The following is a 19,231-nucleotide window of genomic DNA, read 5'->3' as shown; positions in this document are numbered from 1 at the left end:
CTCCCTGCTTTAATTTTGTCTTTATATAATAAATCTTAGTTTAATTATATTTTTATGTCAAGTTCGATTTTTCTGTAATATTGTCCTGTTTTATCTTTTTATCTGATAATTGAACCAAATAGTATAGTTCAGTTATCCCGAGAAAATTTTCTCTTATTTAAGACTCTTATAACCTCCTCATCCGATACCTGGGAAAAGTTTTTATAAAACTGACCTACAGCATAAAATGGTTCTTCGGATATTAACCATACCGGCTCATCTACCAGCTTTTCCATTTCCGTAAGGGTATCAGGAGCTATAACCGGTGTGCACAAAATTAACTTTATCGGGTTTAATTCCCTTAGAAAATTTATAGCCGCCATAACTGTATAACCTGTGGCTATCCCATCATCGACAAGTAAAACCTTTTTGCCTGACAATGAGCCATATTCATCGCTGCCCCTATACTTTTTCAGCCTGGCTCGTGCCTCTTCCGCCTTGCGCTTAGCTTCTTTTTCTATATATTCATCATTTACACGAATCATGTTTATTGCATTGTGATTTAAAATCTTACCACCTTTACTATCTACTGCTCCTATTGCAAATTCTTCATTAAAGGGGGCCCCAATCTTCCTGGTAACTACAATATCCATGGGAAGATTTAATTGATCACATACGACATCTGCTACGATAACGCCTCCCCTAGGGATTGCAAATACAATTGTATTGGAGTCGTCTTTATACTTTTGCAGTTTTTCTGCCAATCGTATCCCTGCATCATAACGATCTTGGAACATGACAACCCCTCCTAAAGTAAGCTAGATTGGCTTTTATATTAATATTAATTATAATCAAATATTGAATTTGCTTTAAATTCAAGCTTTAATATAAGATTGCGTCGAGTAATTTTCGGCTCCCTAATTAATCAAGAGCCTCCGCCAGCTTTTACCGCTCACCGCTGGAGCATTACATCAATTGTAGGCAGCGAGCGCCTTGTAACGCTCTTTTTCTTTTCGTTTTCCAAGTATCTGTCCATAAGACTTACGTAGTAATCATCATAATTAGTGACTGGGAAGCCTCTGAAGAAGTGAAACATTATTGTAAATAACAAAAACCGTCATCCTGAGCGATAGCGAAGGATCTAATGTTAGAGCGATTTTTAGGATTCTTCATTCCGTTTCGTTTCATTCAAAATGACATAAACCCAGATTCTAATTCACTGTGATATTTTTACGTTAAATTTTATTTTTATAAATAATAAACATTTTAAAATCACTATTCGTAAAACTTGCAAGGACTATTGCACTCCAACTATCGAAAATGAGATTATAGCATAGATATGTAAAATAATTACAAAAGTAACAAAGGAGTGCTCATTTCAGTCTGTGTACAAACTAGGGTCAAGCATCACCCTAAATATTATTACTGTCATGTTTATATTTACTGTAAGTTATAATAAATCCTCTTAATTATAATGGATGAAGTTTAATTAGTCTCAGACACAATTTTTCTTAAGGCTGGAACGTATTTCCTAAATTCTTTTTCAAAAATTATCATAAAGTTTATCATATTGTCTTGTAACTCGTCCCATTTATCTTCATCACCTAATCCCGCTTCACTAAAACTTTTTTTTAATTCTACATGCTCTTCTATTATCTAATCTTTCCCACTCCAGCTCTGTTTTCAAATTATTCTCAATTTCATGTTTTTTAGAGTAAAGATAGTCAAATCTTTTCTTATTAATTTCCTCAGAACCAGGTCCTCGATCAATGTAAAGTTCAACCGTTCCACCATCATATGTGATGACATACTGTAAAGACAGCCCAGTAAGTCCTATGCCTGTAGCTATCCAATTTGAAGTAACCGGTGAAATTGAAGAGAATAATGAAGTCTTATCCTTACTCTTTTTTAGAAGTAAGCTCCAAAATTCTTTTCGTTTATAGTGTCTTTCAGACAACTTAGCTTTCTCCGAACCAATATCTTTAGAATCTTCACTTGGTCCAACAATTTTATAGAACAACGGTGCAGGTTCTGATTCTCCAATTTTAATTGCTTCCACTTTCAGGAGGTAAAAACTAATGGGGGTATACTCATTTAACCATGTTATTGCTGTAATATGCTCCTGTCTTGGGTCTGACGTTATCCAAATGGCAGTTTTTGCTTCAAGGTTTGCACTATATGTTACTAATTTCCCTAAATGATCATGATCAGTTTTTTCCAGTTGATTTTCTATGACAACAGAATTACCTGACATATCTTCTGCTAAAATATCAACATTAAATGAGCCAACTGATTTTTCTACCTCTGCACAACTACCATTTTCTTTTTTGTAGTTCATAGTTTTTATCGGCAGTAATCCAAATATATTCCGCGCTATACGCAATGTAAGACCTGATACATGCCCCTTTACTACCGCATAATAGTCGATCTTGTTGTATTTTCTTATAGAAAGCTTGTCAGTTGAGGTTTATTTCCTGACTCGGCATAATGGCTTTTAGTATAGTAAAGCCCAGTTTATCGCCATCATTAAAATCTACTACTTTTATAATTCCTGCCAGATTATTTTTTTCGTCAAGCCTTATGGATTATAACCTATTTGTAAAAATATGCTTCCTTTATGCTCTACAGTTTTAATGTTTTAACTGTCTAGTATAAAGGAAGCATAATCGTAAAATTTCCGGAATAACTGCATAGCAAAGCGGTATCCGCTCAATTAACCGGAATCTTTAAGTATCGCTCCTGCTATAATTATTTAAGTGGGATTAATCCCGGTTTTCCATCAACTTTAGGAACTCCAAATCTTACGACCACCGGAAGGTCTGAAGGTTTGCATCCTTGACATATTTCAAAGGAGCCTTTTACAGACATATATAAATACGCATCCGTCATATCCCAATTATAGGCTTTACTAATCAGTAACTGCATTTGCTCACATGCATATTTTAAAGCTGACTCGAACTTATCATCACTTGCTATAACATACCAGGCATTATCGGTTTCTAATACAGGCCATTCTAAGAGGAAATCTTTAATTAAATCAAGCTTTACAGTAACTTCTCCCGCTATTTCAATTCCTGTTCCGCAAATTTCGCCGTCTCCCATTGATGCATGTAAATCGCCCAGCTGAAATAGTGCACCAGGCACTCGTATGGGAAAATACACCCTACTTCCTTTCGTGATTTTATTACAATCCATGTTGCCCCCATGGTTTCCCGGATATCCGCAGGGAATTTCCCCCTCTTTAGGCGCTACGCCGATGACTCCTATCATTGGCTTAGTGAAAAATTCAATATCATTAAATACAGCCTTACCGTCTTTGATTGAAACAATCTTTGTTCTAGGCTCAGCCTTATGACTCAAAGGACCAGTTTCCGGCAGAGTAGAAATAACTCCTTTGTCATCTACTTTTATATCTTTTATATCTACTAATAATAAATCCCCCGCTTCGGCCTCTTCTACAAAAACAGGGCCGGTAGCAGGATTTACCCGATTAAAGTCTATAGATGTAACTAATTGCTCTTCACTTTTTACTTGATTGCTAAAACAGTCCAAGGTTTTAAATACAATTGTTTCACCTTTTCTTACTCTTTCTACCGGTTTATTGTCCGGAGAAAAATGATAAACATATTTTTCGATCATTTTTACAGCCTCCTTTTTTTATCATTTTTAATTATGTTTAAGTTTTGACTAGACATATGCCTTAATCCATTCTAATACCCTGCTTTTCGCTACATTTAAACTGAACTTGCTCATACTTTTCTTAGTTTTATTAGCTCGCCTGGCCATTTAAAGCGATTACATGTTGCCTCAAATTAATCTTATAAATCCTATCTATTACTTATCATACATGGTTTGTTTCAAATATTCAAATATCGAGCGCTCTGAAATTCCCTAAAAAAAGCAAAAGAACCCATCTAAAGGTTCTTTTCTAATACTTCAAGTATATCCTTGGCCGTTGGAGGGCATCCTGGCACGTTTTGTGTAAAGCCTCTGGTGCAGTTTCCTACTCCGATGCCTTCGCCTTTAATTCCCTTGTAGCCCTGGCCTATAAAGAGTTTTGTTTTAAGCCTTCTTAAAATACCTTTTTCGTCCAGTCTTGCAAGAGCATGAATTAAGCTGCCATAGCATGCAGAGCAGGCATCTTTTTCTTTGACATATTTGGATAGTTTTTCGATTTCACGTGAGTAGGGTATTTTTTGAGTATTATTATTTTCGTTCAATTCATTTACCTGCTCCTTTGAGGCAATGCAGTTTCCCACACCTATTTGCTCCGCTATCTTTATGTACGGTATCTCTTTTTCATCATATCCCATTAAATTTGCTACATATGAATCGACTAAAACCGGATCAAACCCCAGGATAATTCTGTCCATTTGAACAGGATTGCCGCCTTCTTCAAAGTTTAAATCTCCTACCAGTCCATCTACTATTATCAAGTCGCTTTTAACGGCTCTATTTAGGTATGCAATGGGTTTATGCAGTCCCATAGTATGAAATCTTCTCTTTTCTTTGTTGGGAATACAGCCCTTTAAGTTTTTCAGAGCACAAGTCATCTTAGTCTGGCAGTGTCCTTTAAGCACCGGCATGTTTATCAGATAATCCACTTCCAGCGCTTTTTCGCATACGTTTATTTGCATACCCTCTATGTCACATACCCTATACGCATCTTTTTGTAAGTCGATCAAAGGGATATCGTATTTTTCGGCAATCTTTGTGTATCCGCATACTTCAAAAGCCCTTGAGGTTTTATCTCCAACCCAGGAGCCCTCCATGACTATAATATTGTTAAAACCCTTTGACTTTAAATAGTCTATTGTCCCTTCCAAGAGTTCCGGTGATGTTGTCGCTCCGGATGTGGAAGGTTTTGCAACTACTAGATTGGGCTTTATGCCTATAAGCGCATCCTTTTTTATGTAATTTTCGATTTGAAGTTCTGACAGTGCGTCGTGAATCATTTCTTTTGGCTTGTTGCCGTATATCACGTAGATTTTATCTTTTACCATATTTTATATTATTTCACCTTCCTGTTGTAATTTTTGCTATAATACATGATATCACTGTTTTTGCGTTAATTTAAAATCGGCTCTAGTGTAGAAACTCTGTTTATGCACCAGAGCTGATAATATATCTATATGGGTTTCTCGTAGTCCATATTCTAAATTGAGTCGCGCGAACAGAATTTACTCTATAGCCGACAGAGATTATGGCATCGAGATTATAGAAGTTAATCTCACGCATTACTTCCCGATTGCCTTCTTTTCGAACTATCCGGAATTTCCGGATAGTTGCTTTTTTATCTAATTCACCTTCTTGATAGACATTTTATAGATGCTCATTTACCGTTCTTACATCAACATCAAATAACTCAGCCATCATCTTTTGGGTAAGCCAAACAGTCTCATCTTGAAAAAATACGTCTATTTTAGCATCTCAGTCTTCCGTTGTATAGAGTAGAATTAAATTATCAACCACAATGATTCTTACCTCCTATCTAATGAACATTCTATATAGCAAGGTGAGCTCATCTTCTAATGATTTCATACTTTTTCTTAAACTACAATAAATTGCTTTCATTTTTCATTCAAAAATCAAGCGGTGCAATTTCGCATTGATACTTAGCTAAAATAAGACCTATTCAACCCCCAAAGCTTTAAAAACAGCATCCTTGGGATCTTGATAGAAGGATATCTGGAATTTTGCAAACAATTCCGGAGGTACTGTGCCTATATCTGCTGCTGATGACATTGGAATTAAAACTTTTTTTGCTCCTGAATCAAAACATACTTGAAGGACATTTGCCAATTCTTCTACTTTATTGATAGTTCCTCCTATGCTCATAGAACCTAACACTACCAGCTGGCTTTGCACCGGCCGGCTTAAAGCTCCTGAGCATAATGCAATAAATGCAGCCAATGCCAGTTCTGATGTGAGTCCTACGCCTTGAATATCTTCAACATGCATTAAATAATCTTTTTTTGATGTACTTATCGTGCCACTTATATTCTTGCTATTTGCTCTAAAATACCTAAAGGCAGTTTCAATTGCTTCCTTCGCTTCTCTATCTGAACCAAGACCTGTTTTTTCAAACTTACCGGTGCCATTTACTACCTCGGTTTCTATCTTATAGACTCCAATCATGCCCGACTTTCCACGACCGACAGTATATAAATGCCCAGGCTTACTTAACCCTTCTGGGATTATCTTACCCCCGCCTTGTTCCGGCACTGATACAAATTTTTCTTCCATAGTTTCGATGTCTATATATGAAAAATGCACATCATAAAACTCCATACCGCCTATTTTCTTAAGTTGTTCTTTAACTCTTCTTCGACCTACCAAGGCATATCTTAATACTTCTTCTACATCTTCTTTTGAAAAGTTCCCATCAGGATAAATCAATTTAAGCAGGCCTGATACAGTCTTTCTGACAGCAATTACATCCCGCTGATTTAAGTTGTTGCCTAGCTTAAAATATTTGTCAAAAGCATCAGTAAAAGATCTTTTCCTCATTTCTCGCATAAATTCTGATAAATAGTCAGTAATAAATCCGTATTCATCGGTAAAATATTCAGGCCGCATCTTGGGTATTTCCCATCCGGGTAAGTAATAGTGCATACGGTCAAAAAAAGCAGCATCATTAGCCATGGCTTCGGGGAATGGTTCAAATAAATGAGATGTTTTTAAAAGCACGTCAACACTCTGATTGATATTTCCGATGAACACCATTGATGCATTTGCATTCTTTTCTTCTTTGCCTCTAGCAAAGGACCCAGATGCCATAAAATCCTTCATAATCTGAATCCCATCTTGGTCTTTAAATTTTATCCCGGCCACTTCATCAAAGGCAACACAGTCCCACAATCCCACAAGGCCGATTTGCCGTGATGCCATGTTATAAAATAAATTCGCTACAGTAGTTTGCCCTCCGGACACTAGTATAGAATTAGGCGAGATTTCTTTGTACAAATGAGACTTCCCAGTTCCTCGAGGTCCCAGCTCGCAAAGATTGTAGTTATTTTCAACAAGTGGCACCATCCGCTCAAGAATATGCCATTTTACTTTTTGTTCTAACTGCGTCGGTTCCATACCGACAGACCGCATCAGAACATCTATCCATTCATCTTTTGAAAAATGCTTTCTGCCTTCAAAAATCTCTTGAATATCCATATGAGGCATCTGAATAGGTGTGAGGGAATCTATATTAAAAGGGCTTGCCATCTTAACTTCCTCATCATAAAAATAGCTCATTTTAACAATACACCAGATACCCCCAGCGAGGAGCTTGTCAAAGTCTTTCACATATTGCGGAGAAATCTCTACGCCCTTTAGCCCGAGGTTAGAAAACTCTGCTTGATATATATCAAGTTTTTCATTGAGCTTAACTGTTATCATATCAATAACGGTGAATCTGCCAAGTTCCCGTACCTTTGACTTGACTTTTTCCGCTTCATCGGGCCTTACGAAATTTTCCGCCAGAATGTTCTTTACTGTCTCAACACCATCGTTGATACTGTTTTCATCATCAGTAGCACAATACATCCCTAACAAGTATTCAAGGACATAAACAGGTACATTGGCTCCTTCTTTAATTTTTTTAGTCAGGTCTTTTCTTACGACTCTTCCGGGGAAATACCTATTTAATTTTTTACTAAGCTCATCCATTCGGCTCTCCTCACTTTAAAAACCAAAATCATTCATAAATGCAATATCAATAATGAACGGAATCTTCTCATATATCCTTTCAACGGTTTCCTCTTCATCCTCTAGAACCAGATAATATTTACTACTTTTATCATATTTCATACTCTTGAGTACGAACTTTTCCCTAAAGGTCCTATCTTCGGGGTTATCTGATGTGCTGTCGGCTATTATTATATTCTCGTTTGATACCCTGTTCCCCTCTTCATCTGCAAGATAAACTGAAAGTCTCCTTGGCACAGTCTTGTCCTGAATTTTTTCCACTTGGAAAAACTCAAGATAGGTAATATTATTTGTTATCTTCCTAGATATACTAGTAAGCTTAACATCAACTTTTTTGACTTCTTTTGCGGTTTTGCCTCTCTCATGTTTGAATTTAATAACAGGTATAACCACTTCCTGGAGTGCCGCACCACCATGAACATAATTAGCTCCTTTCCCCTGGACTTTGAACCTGCTTACACCCCGTGGCACTATACACTTTAACTTTGTATCTTCAATATGACTCATATTAAAAGTAAGAGTGCCATTAAAATCTACATCTTCTTCAGTAAGAATAAAACGCCGATTTTGTAATGAATCCTCTAAAGATTCCTTGGATACCTTATCACTTTCTTGTATATTTCCTCGTTTATATATAAAACCATGATCGGCAGTAATATATATATTGGTTGCTGAAACATTATTTATCAAATCATTGATTAGAGCTTTAAGCTCGCCAAAAGTATCTTCGACAGCATTGAAAACCTCGTTTTCAGTAAGGGCGTTATCTCCTCTAGCATCAATGCTGTTATGATATATATATACTACCTTTTTGCCGCCAAAAAGTTTTCTGAAATCATCCCTTTTCATGCCACTGAGCTGTTCATACCCAACAGCAATACTGTCTTTTTGCGCCTTCTGAAGAATCTTACTTCGGTTCTCTGTTCCATCAGAACTAAGCCCGTCCACAATTACCTGAAATTTATCATTTATTTTGATTTCATTATGTGGAAGCAAGGCAGCCATGCCAAGGGCGGTATAGGAAGGAAGTATGCCAAGCATAGGAGTAATCTTTGTTGAGCCCTTCCTTTCAGTATTCAAATCCTCTTCTAACTCCTTAGCCGCCTCATATCTTAAACCATCAGAAATAATTACAAATACCCTCTCGTCCTTATCTTCATAAGGTTTTACGTGATTTATATAGAAATCCTGCTGCAACTCCAAAGGAGAAATTTTCCAGTTTTGCTCTAAAGTCTCCAAGCTATCGCTCCATTTTATCGACAGTTGGTTCAAATACCCGTTTACATAGGTATTTTCTATCTTTTCCTTTAATTCAAAAAACGGTTCTTTATTAGGTAGTTTATCAAAGAAATATATGAATTTTCTATAAGCCATATCTATAATGTAATATTGACCCGCATATTTTTGAAATAAATCATATGGTTTATCTTCTTTTATATCATCCTTAATCTTTCTCCATGAATCAAGCATAACTAGGGCCCAGTAAACACAGTTATAGTCATTTTCATACTTTCTATACCAATGTTTTGTTCTCCGCTGCAAAATAATATCTGTATATCTTTCAAACTCACCGGCATCAGAAATTAAATTTTCAATTAACTTATTTATAATAGTCTCATCAAAAATTTTAAATACATCACTTACCACATAATTATCAATATGCCATTTGTCTGCATAATCTCGTAGATTTAATTGTTTTTCTACTTTTATTGAAAGCATATCAAAATAATCCATAGCCTTAGCATTGTTCATAAAGTTACTAAGAAACACAAAACAGTCCGCCTTTTTAGGAGAAATAAACTTTTCCCAGTGAGCTGGTATTTTATCTTCAAGGGTATAATACAAAGCTGTTATCAAGAAAAAAGCGCTAAGGTGTTCGATAGTTTTTTCCTCTAAAATATATCCGTAGTATTTCTCCATAAGCGCCCAAAAAGTATTAATATCTCCAAACTTATCTATTTCCGTAAAATACGTGTTATCATCTTTGGCATACTCTATTAAAAGAGATTTTACCACCTCATCAAGGTCGGAAAAGGGAAGTTTGCACAAAGCTGACAATATTGCTATATGAACGGATTCTTCAGTGCAGTATTCTATATTGTAGGATTTGAGGAGTCTATATCTTTCTTTATTATCAAAAAACTTTTTATAATGTTCAAATATATTTTTTAAAGCTTCATTTTTGACTCCTAAGTTTCTCATAATAATAGTAGTCCTGTCAGTAGAAAATTCATCACTATATTTTAAAATATCTAATAGCCAGTTTTCTCGAGGTCCAGGCTTGCAAAAAGGTGCATATACCAGATAGTTGCTCTTAATATCCTGTTTTTCTAGAAGATATTTTGCATAAAAATAGTTTTGGCCGTCCAATTTTAAAATTTTTGCATTGGAAAGCTCTAAAGTGTCAATTTGACCTTTAAATTCGCCATTATCATCATACCAAAAGATGATATTTCGCTTTTTTCCTTCAGAAAGCCCTTTGTTAAAGTTTTGTTCCAGTATTTTTTTTACTTCATCAAGTTCCAAATTAATCACCTGCTTAAATTTTTGCCAATAAATTTGCCTTTAACGGTTTTTTTCCTTCTCCCTGTGGTATCTCTATACCTTGAAACTTAGCATAATTCACGATTACCCCATCATCAAGGTCTATTTTTATTCTTTGATTTGCCACATGGGCAATCACTTGGTCATACTCAAGGCATTCCTGTATCTGTTTTTGCAGCTTTTCCTTTGCCTTTCGGGCATTATTCTTTTCTCGCAGTGATAAGTTTGAATCTATGATTACATCAAGTCTTTTTATCTCATCCTCATATTTTCTCTGAAGTTTATGAAGATAGTCAATTCTAACGCGGGCTGCAATATGTTCATCATATCTGTGCATGTATATAAGCGCTTTAAACCCATCCTGCCTTCCTGAATCAAATAGCCAGTATATTGGCCTTTGTTTATATGTCTGAACATGGTTTTTATAAAAATCCTTTAAGAAATAGCGGCGCAGTGCCTGACGAGAAGTTTCAGACTTCCGTTTCCCTATACTTTCAGCTATATAGTCTAGATTTTCTTCTAATTTTTCCTCTCCAAAAGTCACCTTCAGGAATTCAATAAATCTTGCAACTATATCATCTTCAAAATACTCTTCATCGGTTATGGGGATGGTGTTGTCGCTTTCCGGTGCAAAGGTGGCATCAATCCATGTATCTTCTAATATATCATTATCTTCATCCTTGACTAGTTTACGGACTTTCCATTGCCCGTTTTCTATCTTCCACTTATCGCTCCACTCCCCTCCTGCATACACCAATCCTTCCACATCAGGAGAATACCTTCCGAACATACAGCCTACTGCATAGGAGATAAATGACTTAATGTCCCGCTCCCTGTCGGCTTTACTTACCGTTACATCTTTTTCATCAACTTCAGGAGTAAGCTCATCTTCAAGACCATAAATCTTGATAAATATTCGGTTTAACTCCTCTTCATTGGCTTTGAGCTGATAAAATTGTTTTTCCGCAAACTCCGCCCAATTGTTAAAGGCTTGCTCTATGGTATCTGCATCACCTTTGTGCGTGAGTATTGGATGCTTTTTAAAGTCCCATGAAGTTTCGAAGGAGTCCCAGTCGGTTTTGGAGATGGAGATAGATAAGTCAACAATATGATTTATTTTGTTTAAACACTTATCTGAATTAGCAAGCTTGATTGGCAAACTTGCTACATCGCTAATATTAAATGCCAAGGTTGAACTAAGTATTTTTAGTAATTCACTTGCTACCTTAGTAATGCCGAAACCAAGTATATATCTTATTTTATCTTTATCGATAAATATTGCAGAACCATTAGAATCAAAAATAAATCCTTTAGGAACATACCGCAATCCAAAAGAGTTTTTTGAACTTATCAAAGTCCAAGACAATGCTTCCTTAAAATATAAGTTAATACTTCGTAGATTTGCACTTTTATGTTCTTTCAGTTCTAACCCATTGTTCAACCAGTTTATAACATACTCATTATTGCCATACCATTTCCTAAACCCGCCACCTTTATTATAGGGTATCCATTTTTTTGCAAACTTTATTGTGTCTTCTCCTTTTCTTAATCCAATACCAACTTTACATCTTGACACTTCGTACCAATATCGCAAAAATCTTTCATTATTCCCTGTATCCATTCCTTTTCGAACCTTTGCCATATCACCTAGTAGTTTGTTTTGAAATATGTTTACAATTTTTTTATTAACCCAGTATGCGATGGGACCACCAGGTATTTTTGAAAACATTTCTTGCTTTACGTTATCATACCTATAGTTTACGTTCTTATCTTCTATGGCATTAATGAATTTCTTTTTCTTTTCATAAGCAGAACTGAAATCAACTAATCTAATATATGACGATTTTAATTGTTTCATCGAAGTAGGATATAATTCTCTCCATTTAGCAAAAACAAAAGCGACTGTTTGAACAACTTCTCCTCTAATCTCATTAAATGCTCTTGGCCCTAAATGCACAATGTTAATTATAGTTATATTTTTCATTAACTTTGATCTTAATTTTTCAAAACTCGACAGAAACATCCATGACTGCTGATTTATCATTCCCATAAAACCGTATTGTTCCAAATAATTTATTCCAACTTCCATAAAAACTGCAAATAAATCATTCTTCGAATCTTTGTAATGCTCATCTACATATTTCTTTAACGCATTATTCATCCCCTTCCGCCCCATATAAGGCGGGTTGGTGACTACTACATCATATTTGCTGCTCATTATCTTGGCCTGCTTTATGAGGGGCGGGAGTTTTTCAAGTAGTATTTGTTTATGCCCAAATTCAAATGCGTCGCCGGGATGATTTTGCCGAATTTCCTCTAATCGGTTTTCTGTCTTATCAAAATCAAGCTTTTTCACTTCTAGTATCGAACCATATTCCTTGGCATCTTGAAATACATGGATAAGGTATCTTGCCTGAATTTCAAAATCCGCATCGGACAAGTTGTCTTTGCCTTTTATCTTTTCTTCCAGCTCTGTCTTTGAAATAAATTTTTTTCCGCCGGCAAAGTATGTAATAGTTTCTTCAGGTATTCCATTACTTTCTTGGATAGAGCACAAATTTATATCTATGTTTTCGCGAAATATTCGCCTGTTTTTGCTTCTGGCTTTCATCATCACTGCAAAATAGGCCAGTTGGCCCGCTCGATCGTCAATGTCTAACCCGTAAAGATTGTTTTCCAGGATAAGTTTAGGTATCTCCCGTTCAGAATAGCCGGCGCTTTTATATATATCAAAAAGCACATCAAATGCGTAGACTAGTATATGGCCACTGCCCATAGCCGGGTCTAATACTTTTATGTCTTCTGGCTTCATATCCTTACTTTCTGCCCTTATCTTTTTAAGCTGCTCCTCCACTTCCGGCTCCTGCTCAGCCTCATCAATATAATACTTCCACTTCTCTTTTAACTTCTTACTATCCACTACCCACTTCCCACTGCCCACTATCTCCTGCCCACTAATCTTCTCCAGCCACAATCGCCCCAAAGAGTTTTCCACCATATACTTTACTATCCATTTAGGAGTAAACAGCTGGGTTGCAGCAGGAATTTTTTCTTTAGTTATCTTTTGATTTTTCTTAAGACCTGCAAAAACCTCATCTTTCTTTTCTGAAATATAGTATTGATAGAGCCAGCCTATTATCTCTACTTGTTCTTTGAAGTATTCCTCCGGTATATCGGAAACCAGGCGGCGTATAATCGAGCCTTCTGACAGCAAATTCTTCGGCAGCAATATATCAGTATAGTCTCCTATCTTTTCAAATAGCCCAGGGAGAATATCATTTAGCTTGTTGCACTGTTTAACAAGAAGATATCTGAACAGTTCTTCTGTATCATTTTCATCTTTTAGTCTTGCAACTACTTCTTGGTTTAAATCAAGGTCGATATGCTCGGCATATGTGATGATATCTGGTTCTGTTTTCCCCGGTTCTGCTGATGACAGCACTCTGACCCCTGTGGGAATATAACCGTTTACCTCCATGAACCTTAAGGCTATAATCCGGTTAAACCAAGTATAGGCAACTTCTTCAACTACTTGCTCGAATCCTTTTTCGCGTATTTTAGCCTCAAGGCTTTTTCGCTGATTTATTTCAAATGACTTGAGTTTTTTCCCGTTTATTCTTATATAGTCTTGCGATACTTCTTCAGGCTTTTTTATTTCATTTTCCGTGATTCCAAGTTCATAAGCTCTTTGAGAAATATCTTCAATTAATTTATTTCTTGCCCATACGGCATAGTTTTTTATCAAGCTTTTATCCATGGTAACCCCCTACATCTTGCGATAACTGAAATTTTTTTATATTAACCGTCTTCTCTTATAATTGCATTTTCAAAGCTAGTTAGATTAAGCTGCTCATATTCTATATGATTATTTTTTGAAACAGCATTCTCATCGAACCAATCTTTAATACTTATGCGCTCATCTTCATAAACCATTGAATCTATTGGCTTGGCCCCAATTTTTAATAGTTCCTTATTACCCTCAGGAATATTGTCTTCTTTTCTCACAAAAAGCGGTACCCATTGATTTTTTATATTTTCTGTGGCACCGGTCCAAGTACCGCCTTTGTTCAAATCTGATGATATTACTATTGCATACCTAGATAATGCATAAATATACTTGTTTCTCTCCATTGCAGAATATATCGTAAACCGTGATTTCGGGTTTACAGCGGATAGTATCAGTAAATCGCCACTAATTATTTTTTCTCTGATTTCTTTTTTCTTTATTCTCTGTATCATACTATCGGCAATAAAAGCCACTGCTTTCCCGTTACTCTGTAAAGCAGCATTCTGAGCCGCAGTATCTACGCCTTTTGCACCACCTGAAATGATGCTAAATCCTTCCAATACACATTTTTGAGCTATTTTATGTGTAGCAACCAGCCCATGGCTGTCTACATCCCTTGAGCCTACTATAGCCACACCTTTATTATTTGCTATGTTTATATCGCCACAATAAAATATAATTGGTGGGCTTTTTTTCTTTAAAATAGCTTTTAACCGTTTAGGATAGTTTCCTTCTGCTCTAGTCGTTACACCAATACCCATATTGCTTAAGTTATCTAACTCGATCCCCAGTTGACCCGCATTCGAAAGCAATTGTTTCAATCTGTATGTTTCTGCGGGACTGAGATACAACTCTCTTGCCCAATCTTCTTCATCGGTGTGGAAAAATGCTGCAGGCCTTCGTAGAGAGGAGTTAATTAAACGATCTACTAAAGTATTCCACTGCTTTAGAGTATATGGTCTTATATTTTTTTCTTTACTATTGATTACTAAATTCGAGTATATTAAAAGAGTAGCTAAACTATCTTCCGATAAATTGTTCAATCTTTTCACCTTCTAACTTAACTTTGATGTTGATGCAAGGGCAAATGGATAGACATCTCCTGAACCCGCTCTCTTTAAAAGAACACTACATACAGTTATAGTCCATCCGGAGTCAATCATATCATCTACCAGCAATACAGGATTATTTGAAATTTGCCCTTTTATCTCAAACCCATCTAAGGCATTTTTGCTCTGGTAAAAGCTGTTCTCCATTGTCTTTTGTTGAGGGGTATCCTTTTTCTTTTTTATCACATCATAATATGGCAACCCCAATTTTGCCGCCAATCTTTGCGCAAAGCTCTTTACGAGTTCCGGCCTTCTAAGAGATGGTATTGAAGTTACCCATGTAGGTTCACTTTCTTTGTCCCAATTGTTTTTTATTAATTCTACGCTTGCATCTACCAATTCATCCCTAAAGTAGTTCTTCTCATATTTATCTTGTCTTACATATTTCCCCAACCGGTTTTTTGCACTACTAAAGTTTTTTTACTGTTTAATACAGATTCTATTGCTTCCCACTGGCCCTTACGAAAATTGGCATCCCTGCCGAGAATCCTTTTTAATAGTTCCAATCCCTTATCCCGCATTACTCTAACCTCCTCGGTTTTCTTAAACCAATTTGATTATAGTCTCTTCGTCTAATTTGCTTTCTAGTTTTTCCTTTATTTCAGCCAATAAATTATCTATATCTCTTTGGGATTCAATAGTCCTAGTTCTCGGCAGTATACTGGCAAGGCTAACGTTTACAGTCTTTCTAACTTTGTATGGCGTCCCTCCTTCTCCACCGCAGAGCGGTCCAGAATGTGTTGGTTCGGTCTTTCTTGATTCAAGCTCTTTTTGTATTGTATTGAGGCATCGAATTTTTAGTGTTTCACTTAATTGTGTCAGCCCATAAATCTCTGCAAGGTTGTTAGAATGTTCTAAGGTATTTAATAAATCATCAAAACTATTTTTGAATTTTGCAGTATATTTATACCCAAAATCGCATAAAGCAAGTTCTTCTATAACTTTGTCGCGACTTTCTTCTATAGAAGTTTTGATAGGCTTGCTCTCTTTCTCCAATAATTTAGCAAACTCAGTATTAAATTTTTCAATTAAATCCGGTAGTCTGGGTATGTCATTATAGGGTTCTTTCATGTTTACTATGGACTTTATATCCTGTATATATTTTGCTATAACGGGATTTGTTAGATAATCTTTGTTTTTTTCATAAATTTTTATTTTAGCAAGAGCATCATCAAAAATCTCTCTTTGTTTTCCATCTTTGTTAAAGAAGTTTTTGACTTCCGGAGAATAATCCGCATATTCCAGCAGATCATCCTTGTCTTGATATAGAGTGTCGAAAAATTCCTTGGCATCATCTATAGATAATAATTTTTTAAATAATGTTAAGCCTTTTTTTAATATATCTTCACCTGGATAAGGTGCAGTATTATATTCTTCAAGGAGTCTTTCAATTTTGTAGCTTTCTGTTTCAATAAGTTTATCAAGTTCTCGCATAATGCCATCTTCATCATTTGGAAGAGCTATTATGCCAAAAAGTTGCTGACATAAATTTTTCGCATTGGTTATCTGAAAAGGAGGAACCTTTATTCTTTTTTCTATCAACAAACGTTCAGCGTAGTCCCTTTTAGTTAAATAATTTATCAGGTTCTTGTCTTCAATGTTTAGATATTTACTGTTAAGTTGAAGTTTAATCTCTTGTTCTTTGAAGAGTTTTGCAACAAGACCTTCGATGTCTAATTCATTCCAACCATAAGGAGCTTTCGAAAAATGATTTAATATGGAGCGCATGGTTACGGGTATATTTCTTAATGTATTTCTTTCTACATGATTTGCCACTTCATTTAGGGCTAATTTGTTATCTCTCTCTTCTTCTAAGGACACTTGGACTATATTATGTGTCAGTATATTTTCAATATCTCTGGGAGAATCTATAAAATTATCTATATAATGAAGTTTATGATATATGCTTTCTACCAAGATTTTTAAGCCTTCATTTATTCTGTCGATGGGATTTTTTTCTCTGATATCGAGTTTCTGTGAATTAGCATACATCTCTGCGGATTTCAGTGCTTCTTCAATGAGCTCTCGCACTCTAGTCAGACCGTCGGCTGCCTCTCTTCTCTTTCTATCTTTGATGTCTTCAATTTCTGCCGTTGATGTGCTTCCCCCTGTTTGACGGAGAAAAGTTTCAATCCTTAATACTTCTTCCATTTCTTCAAGAAAAGTAGTATCTTGAGGTAGTTTTATTATTAAATTATTTTCTCCGGATGACATGAGCTTAAGTGCTTGACTCGTCAGCTCTACTTGTGTTTCATAGTAAGGCGTTATGATTTTTACGCCAATATCATTAGCCTGACTTCCTCTGTATAATCTGTCATCGACATTTTGATTAAAAGGAAAATTATATTGCTGAGAGTATTTATATTTTTTCTCAGGAAAAATATCTTCAAAGATTATTTCCGATATCTTTCTAATTGTTTCGGCCATTTCAACATTGATGCTTTTGATTTCCCTATTAATATCCTGTTCTTCGTATGTCAGAAATATATATTCATCCCCGCTTTTTTGAACAAGGGTTTCTCTTATTAAACGTTTTAGTGAATTCTCAACTTCCTTTTTTAGTTCCAATTTGTCATCATCTATGTGGCTAATCATAAGAGTTGTAAGATTTTCAATATTGGTGGGAATTTCTTTTACATACCTTGTCATGAAAAGCACTTTCAATAATTCCACATCAAAGGGTTTTAATCTTTCATTTTTTTGAGCATGGTATATTACCGTTTTTATTCCCGAATCTAAAAAGGTTTCAATCGTATCATAAAAAGCATAAAAGGGTATAAGGGCTCCTGCTTCTTCGTCAGCAAAGCGGATACAGGACTCCTGAAAAGCACTTAACATGGAACGCTCACCTTCTGATAGGTGTTTCCCCGATGAACCGTGGATACGAACCGAAGTAAGAACCTCCTGCATCAATTTAAATTGATAGGGAATAAAAGGATAAACCTCTGTAAAATCTTGTGCATCTGTATATATCTTCTTCTCAGGTGTATTTGCTGAAAATGTGATGAGATTTTTTATTACTGAACTTTTATTCTCATATAATAGTTTTAGAGTGTCTTTCCCAACATCGTTTTTTAATAAAATCCTTCGTTTTATAACTTCATCTACATTGGCACTGGAAAGTGAAAGTCGAGTATCAAATCTGCCCTGAATTTTGGAGAAGTCATTGCGTTTTGTGCCTTTCATATTTGTCATAGAATCGATATCCTGTTGACTTGTTACTATAACCCAGGCCTTTCCCCCACATTCGGTTCCCAAATCTTCCACTACAGTCTGTAGATTTAACATAAGGTCAGAATCATCACCTATATATTGGCCCATTTCATCTACGAGAAATACCACATGATGATTGTTACCTTTACTTTCAATATATTCTCTAACTCTTTTGGCAAATTTATCAACACTTAAAGTGTAGTTTTCTTCAGCTTTGTTGTACCAGTTTCTGGCTGCTTCTTTACTCATTTTGGTTGATTTTGCAAGTGCCTCGATTATTGCGTCCTCTTCATAATAAAAATCTTCTCTTGCATCAACCCATTCTCTGCCTGATATTTCTTTAAAAGCTGCTTTGAAGTTATCATAAGTCCCATCTAAAGTCATTTGTCGTTCCAAATCGGCTACCCATGGAATGGAACCGCAAAAACCCTGCATATCATAAAAAACTCGCATAAATACTTTTACAATGGCATCCTTATTTGCCTTTGAATCAGAGTCGCTCTTAGAATCAATATTAAATAAGATAACATCTGTAGGAGTTTCTCCGGCAAGTTTCATGTCTGCCAAGACCATTGGGTCTTGTATTTTATCATTAAAATATGTAATAGCTTTTTTACCTTCAACTTCTTTGTTTTCCAGCAAATATGATAATATTTTTAAAAAGTGAGATTTACCGCTACCAAAAAAACCTGAAATCCAGACACCCATTTTATCCGTATAACCCAGTATGCTTTTTTTATAGTTTTTGAAAAAATCGTCAAAGTGTTTTGACAGTTCTTGAGTTACTACATATTCTTCTAATTCTTGATATATGTTTTCATCGTCATTTTGACCAATTTTGATGACACCTTTAATATCTCTGGTAATATCTTTATAAAACATATCCTTGATTTTCATA

At 35.6% G+C, this 19,231-nt stretch carries 12 protein-coding genes and 1 pseudogene; all 13 read right to left on the bottom strand.

Annotated elements, in window-relative coordinates; all coding sequences use genetic code 11:
- Positions 1–128 precede the first annotated feature (128 nt).
- The 13 genes and pseudogenes from TEPIRE1_RS02695 to brxC all read right to left on the bottom strand — a co-directional run bounded on the left by TEPIRE1_RS02695 (position 129) and on the right by brxC (position 19,230).
- Positions 129–776: a phosphoribosyltransferase gene (locus tag TEPIRE1_RS02695; RefSeq protein ID WP_013777652.1), complete on the bottom strand. Its 648-nt coding sequence runs from the start codon at positions 774–776 to the stop codon at positions 129–131.
- Positions 777–931: 155 nt separating this feature from the next.
- Entirely contained in the window at positions 932–1,090 is a 159-nt protein-coding gene (locus tag TEPIRE1_RS13740; protein WP_015294971.1) for a hypothetical protein, read from the bottom strand.
- Positions 1,091–1,597: 507 nt separating this feature from the next.
- On the bottom strand, positions 1,598–2,317 hold the full coding sequence (locus TEPIRE1_RS02690) for a DUF4268 domain-containing protein (RefSeq protein ID WP_144080668.1): 720 nt from the start codon (positions 2,315–2,317) through the stop codon (positions 1,598–1,600).
- Between the two features lie 410 nt (positions 2,318–2,727).
- A complete protein-coding gene (locus TEPIRE1_RS02685; protein ID WP_013777650.1) occupies positions 2,728–3,618 on the bottom strand; it encodes an acetamidase/formamidase family protein in 891 nt (296 codons plus the stop codon).
- A 275-nt stretch (positions 3,619–3,893) separates the two neighbouring features.
- A complete protein-coding gene (locus tag TEPIRE1_RS02680) occupies positions 3,894–4,982 on the bottom strand; it encodes a DUF362 domain-containing protein (RefSeq protein ID WP_013777649.1) in 1,089 nt (362 codons plus the stop codon).
- Between the two features lie 115 nt (positions 4,983–5,097).
- Positions 5,098–5,400, bottom strand: a pseudogene (locus TEPIRE1_RS14400) (virulence RhuM family protein); the annotation flags it as partial.
- A 210-nt stretch (positions 5,401–5,610) separates the two neighbouring features.
- Positions 5,611–7,641: a protease Lon-related BREX system protein BrxL gene (brxL, locus tag TEPIRE1_RS02675; protein WP_013777648.1), complete on the bottom strand. Its 2,031-nt coding sequence runs from the start codon at positions 7,639–7,641 to the stop codon at positions 5,611–5,613.
- A gap of 15 nt (positions 7,642–7,656) precedes the next feature.
- Complete coding sequence (gene pglZ / locus TEPIRE1_RS02670; RefSeq protein WP_015294967.1) at positions 7,657–10,215, bottom strand: BREX-1 system phosphatase PglZ type A; 2,559 nt, start codon at positions 10,213–10,215, stop codon at positions 7,657–7,659.
- A gap of 4 nt (positions 10,216–10,219) precedes the next feature.
- A complete protein-coding gene (gene pglX / locus TEPIRE1_RS02665; protein ID WP_013777646.1) occupies positions 10,220–13,981 on the bottom strand; it encodes a BREX-1 system adenine-specific DNA-methyltransferase PglX in 3,762 nt (1,253 codons plus the stop codon).
- A gap of 41 nt (positions 13,982–14,022) precedes the next feature.
- Positions 14,023–15,063, bottom strand: a complete 1,041-nt coding sequence (locus TEPIRE1_RS02660) for a DNA-processing protein DprA (RefSeq protein ID WP_023211375.1) — start codon at positions 15,061–15,063, stop codon at positions 14,023–14,025.
- A gap of 3 nt (positions 15,064–15,066) precedes the next feature.
- Complete coding sequence (locus TEPIRE1_RS02655) at positions 15,067–15,513, bottom strand: ComF family protein (protein ID WP_015294964.1); 447 nt, start codon at positions 15,511–15,513, stop codon at positions 15,067–15,069.
- Positions 15,498–15,641 carry a hypothetical protein gene (locus TEPIRE1_RS13735; RefSeq protein WP_015294963.1) on the bottom strand — a complete coding sequence of 48 codons (144 nt, stop codon included), beginning with the start codon at positions 15,639–15,641 and terminating at the stop codon, positions 15,498–15,500. Before TEPIRE1_RS13735 ends, TEPIRE1_RS02655 begins: the two co-directional genes overlap by 16 nt.
- Before the next feature lie 22 nt (positions 15,642–15,663).
- On the bottom strand, positions 15,664–19,230 hold the full coding sequence (brxC, locus tag TEPIRE1_RS02650; RefSeq protein ID WP_013777644.1) for a BREX system P-loop protein BrxC: 3,567 nt from the start codon (positions 19,228–19,230) through the stop codon (positions 15,664–15,666).
- Between the last annotated feature and the right edge of the window lies 1 nt (position 19,231).

Origin of the sequence: Tepidanaerobacter acetatoxydans Re1 (assembly GCF_000328765.2) — a bacterium.
Lineage (GTDB): Bacteria > Bacillota > Thermosediminibacteria > Thermosediminibacterales > Tepidanaerobacteraceae > Tepidanaerobacter > Tepidanaerobacter acetatoxydans.
Note: the sequence above shows the minus strand (reverse complement) of the source record. Positions and strands in the feature narration are given on the sequence as shown.

Bases quoted from the DNA above. Each gene is read 5' to 3' on its own strand.
- TEPIRE1_RS02695 (WP_013777652.1), bottom strand. From the start codon at position 776: ATGTTCCAAGATCGTTATGATGCAGGGATACGATTGGCAGAAAAACTG.
- TEPIRE1_RS02690 (WP_144080668.1), bottom strand. From the start codon at position 2,317: ATGAACTACAAAAAAGAAAATGGTAGTTGTGCAGAGGTAGAAAAATCA.
- TEPIRE1_RS02685 (WP_013777650.1), bottom strand. From the start codon at position 3,618: ATGATCGAAAAATATGTTTATCATTTTTCTCCGGACAATAAACCGGTA.
- TEPIRE1_RS02680 (WP_013777649.1), bottom strand. From the start codon at position 4,982: ATGGTAAAAGATAAAATCTACGTGATATACGGCAACAAGCCAAAAGAA.
- brxL (WP_013777648.1), bottom strand. From the start codon at position 7,641: ATGGATGAGCTTAGTAAAAAATTAAATAGGTATTTCCCCGGAAGAGTC.
- pglX (WP_013777646.1), bottom strand. From the start codon at position 13,981: ATGGATAAAAGCTTGATAAAAAACTATGCCGTATGGGCAAGAAATAAA.
- TEPIRE1_RS13735 (WP_015294963.1), bottom strand. From the start codon at position 15,641: ATGCGGGATAAGGGATTGGAACTATTAAAAAGGATTCTCGGCAGGGAT.
- brxC (WP_013777644.1), bottom strand. From the start codon at position 19,230: ATGAAAATCAAGGATATGTTTTATAAAGATATTACCAGAGATATTAAA.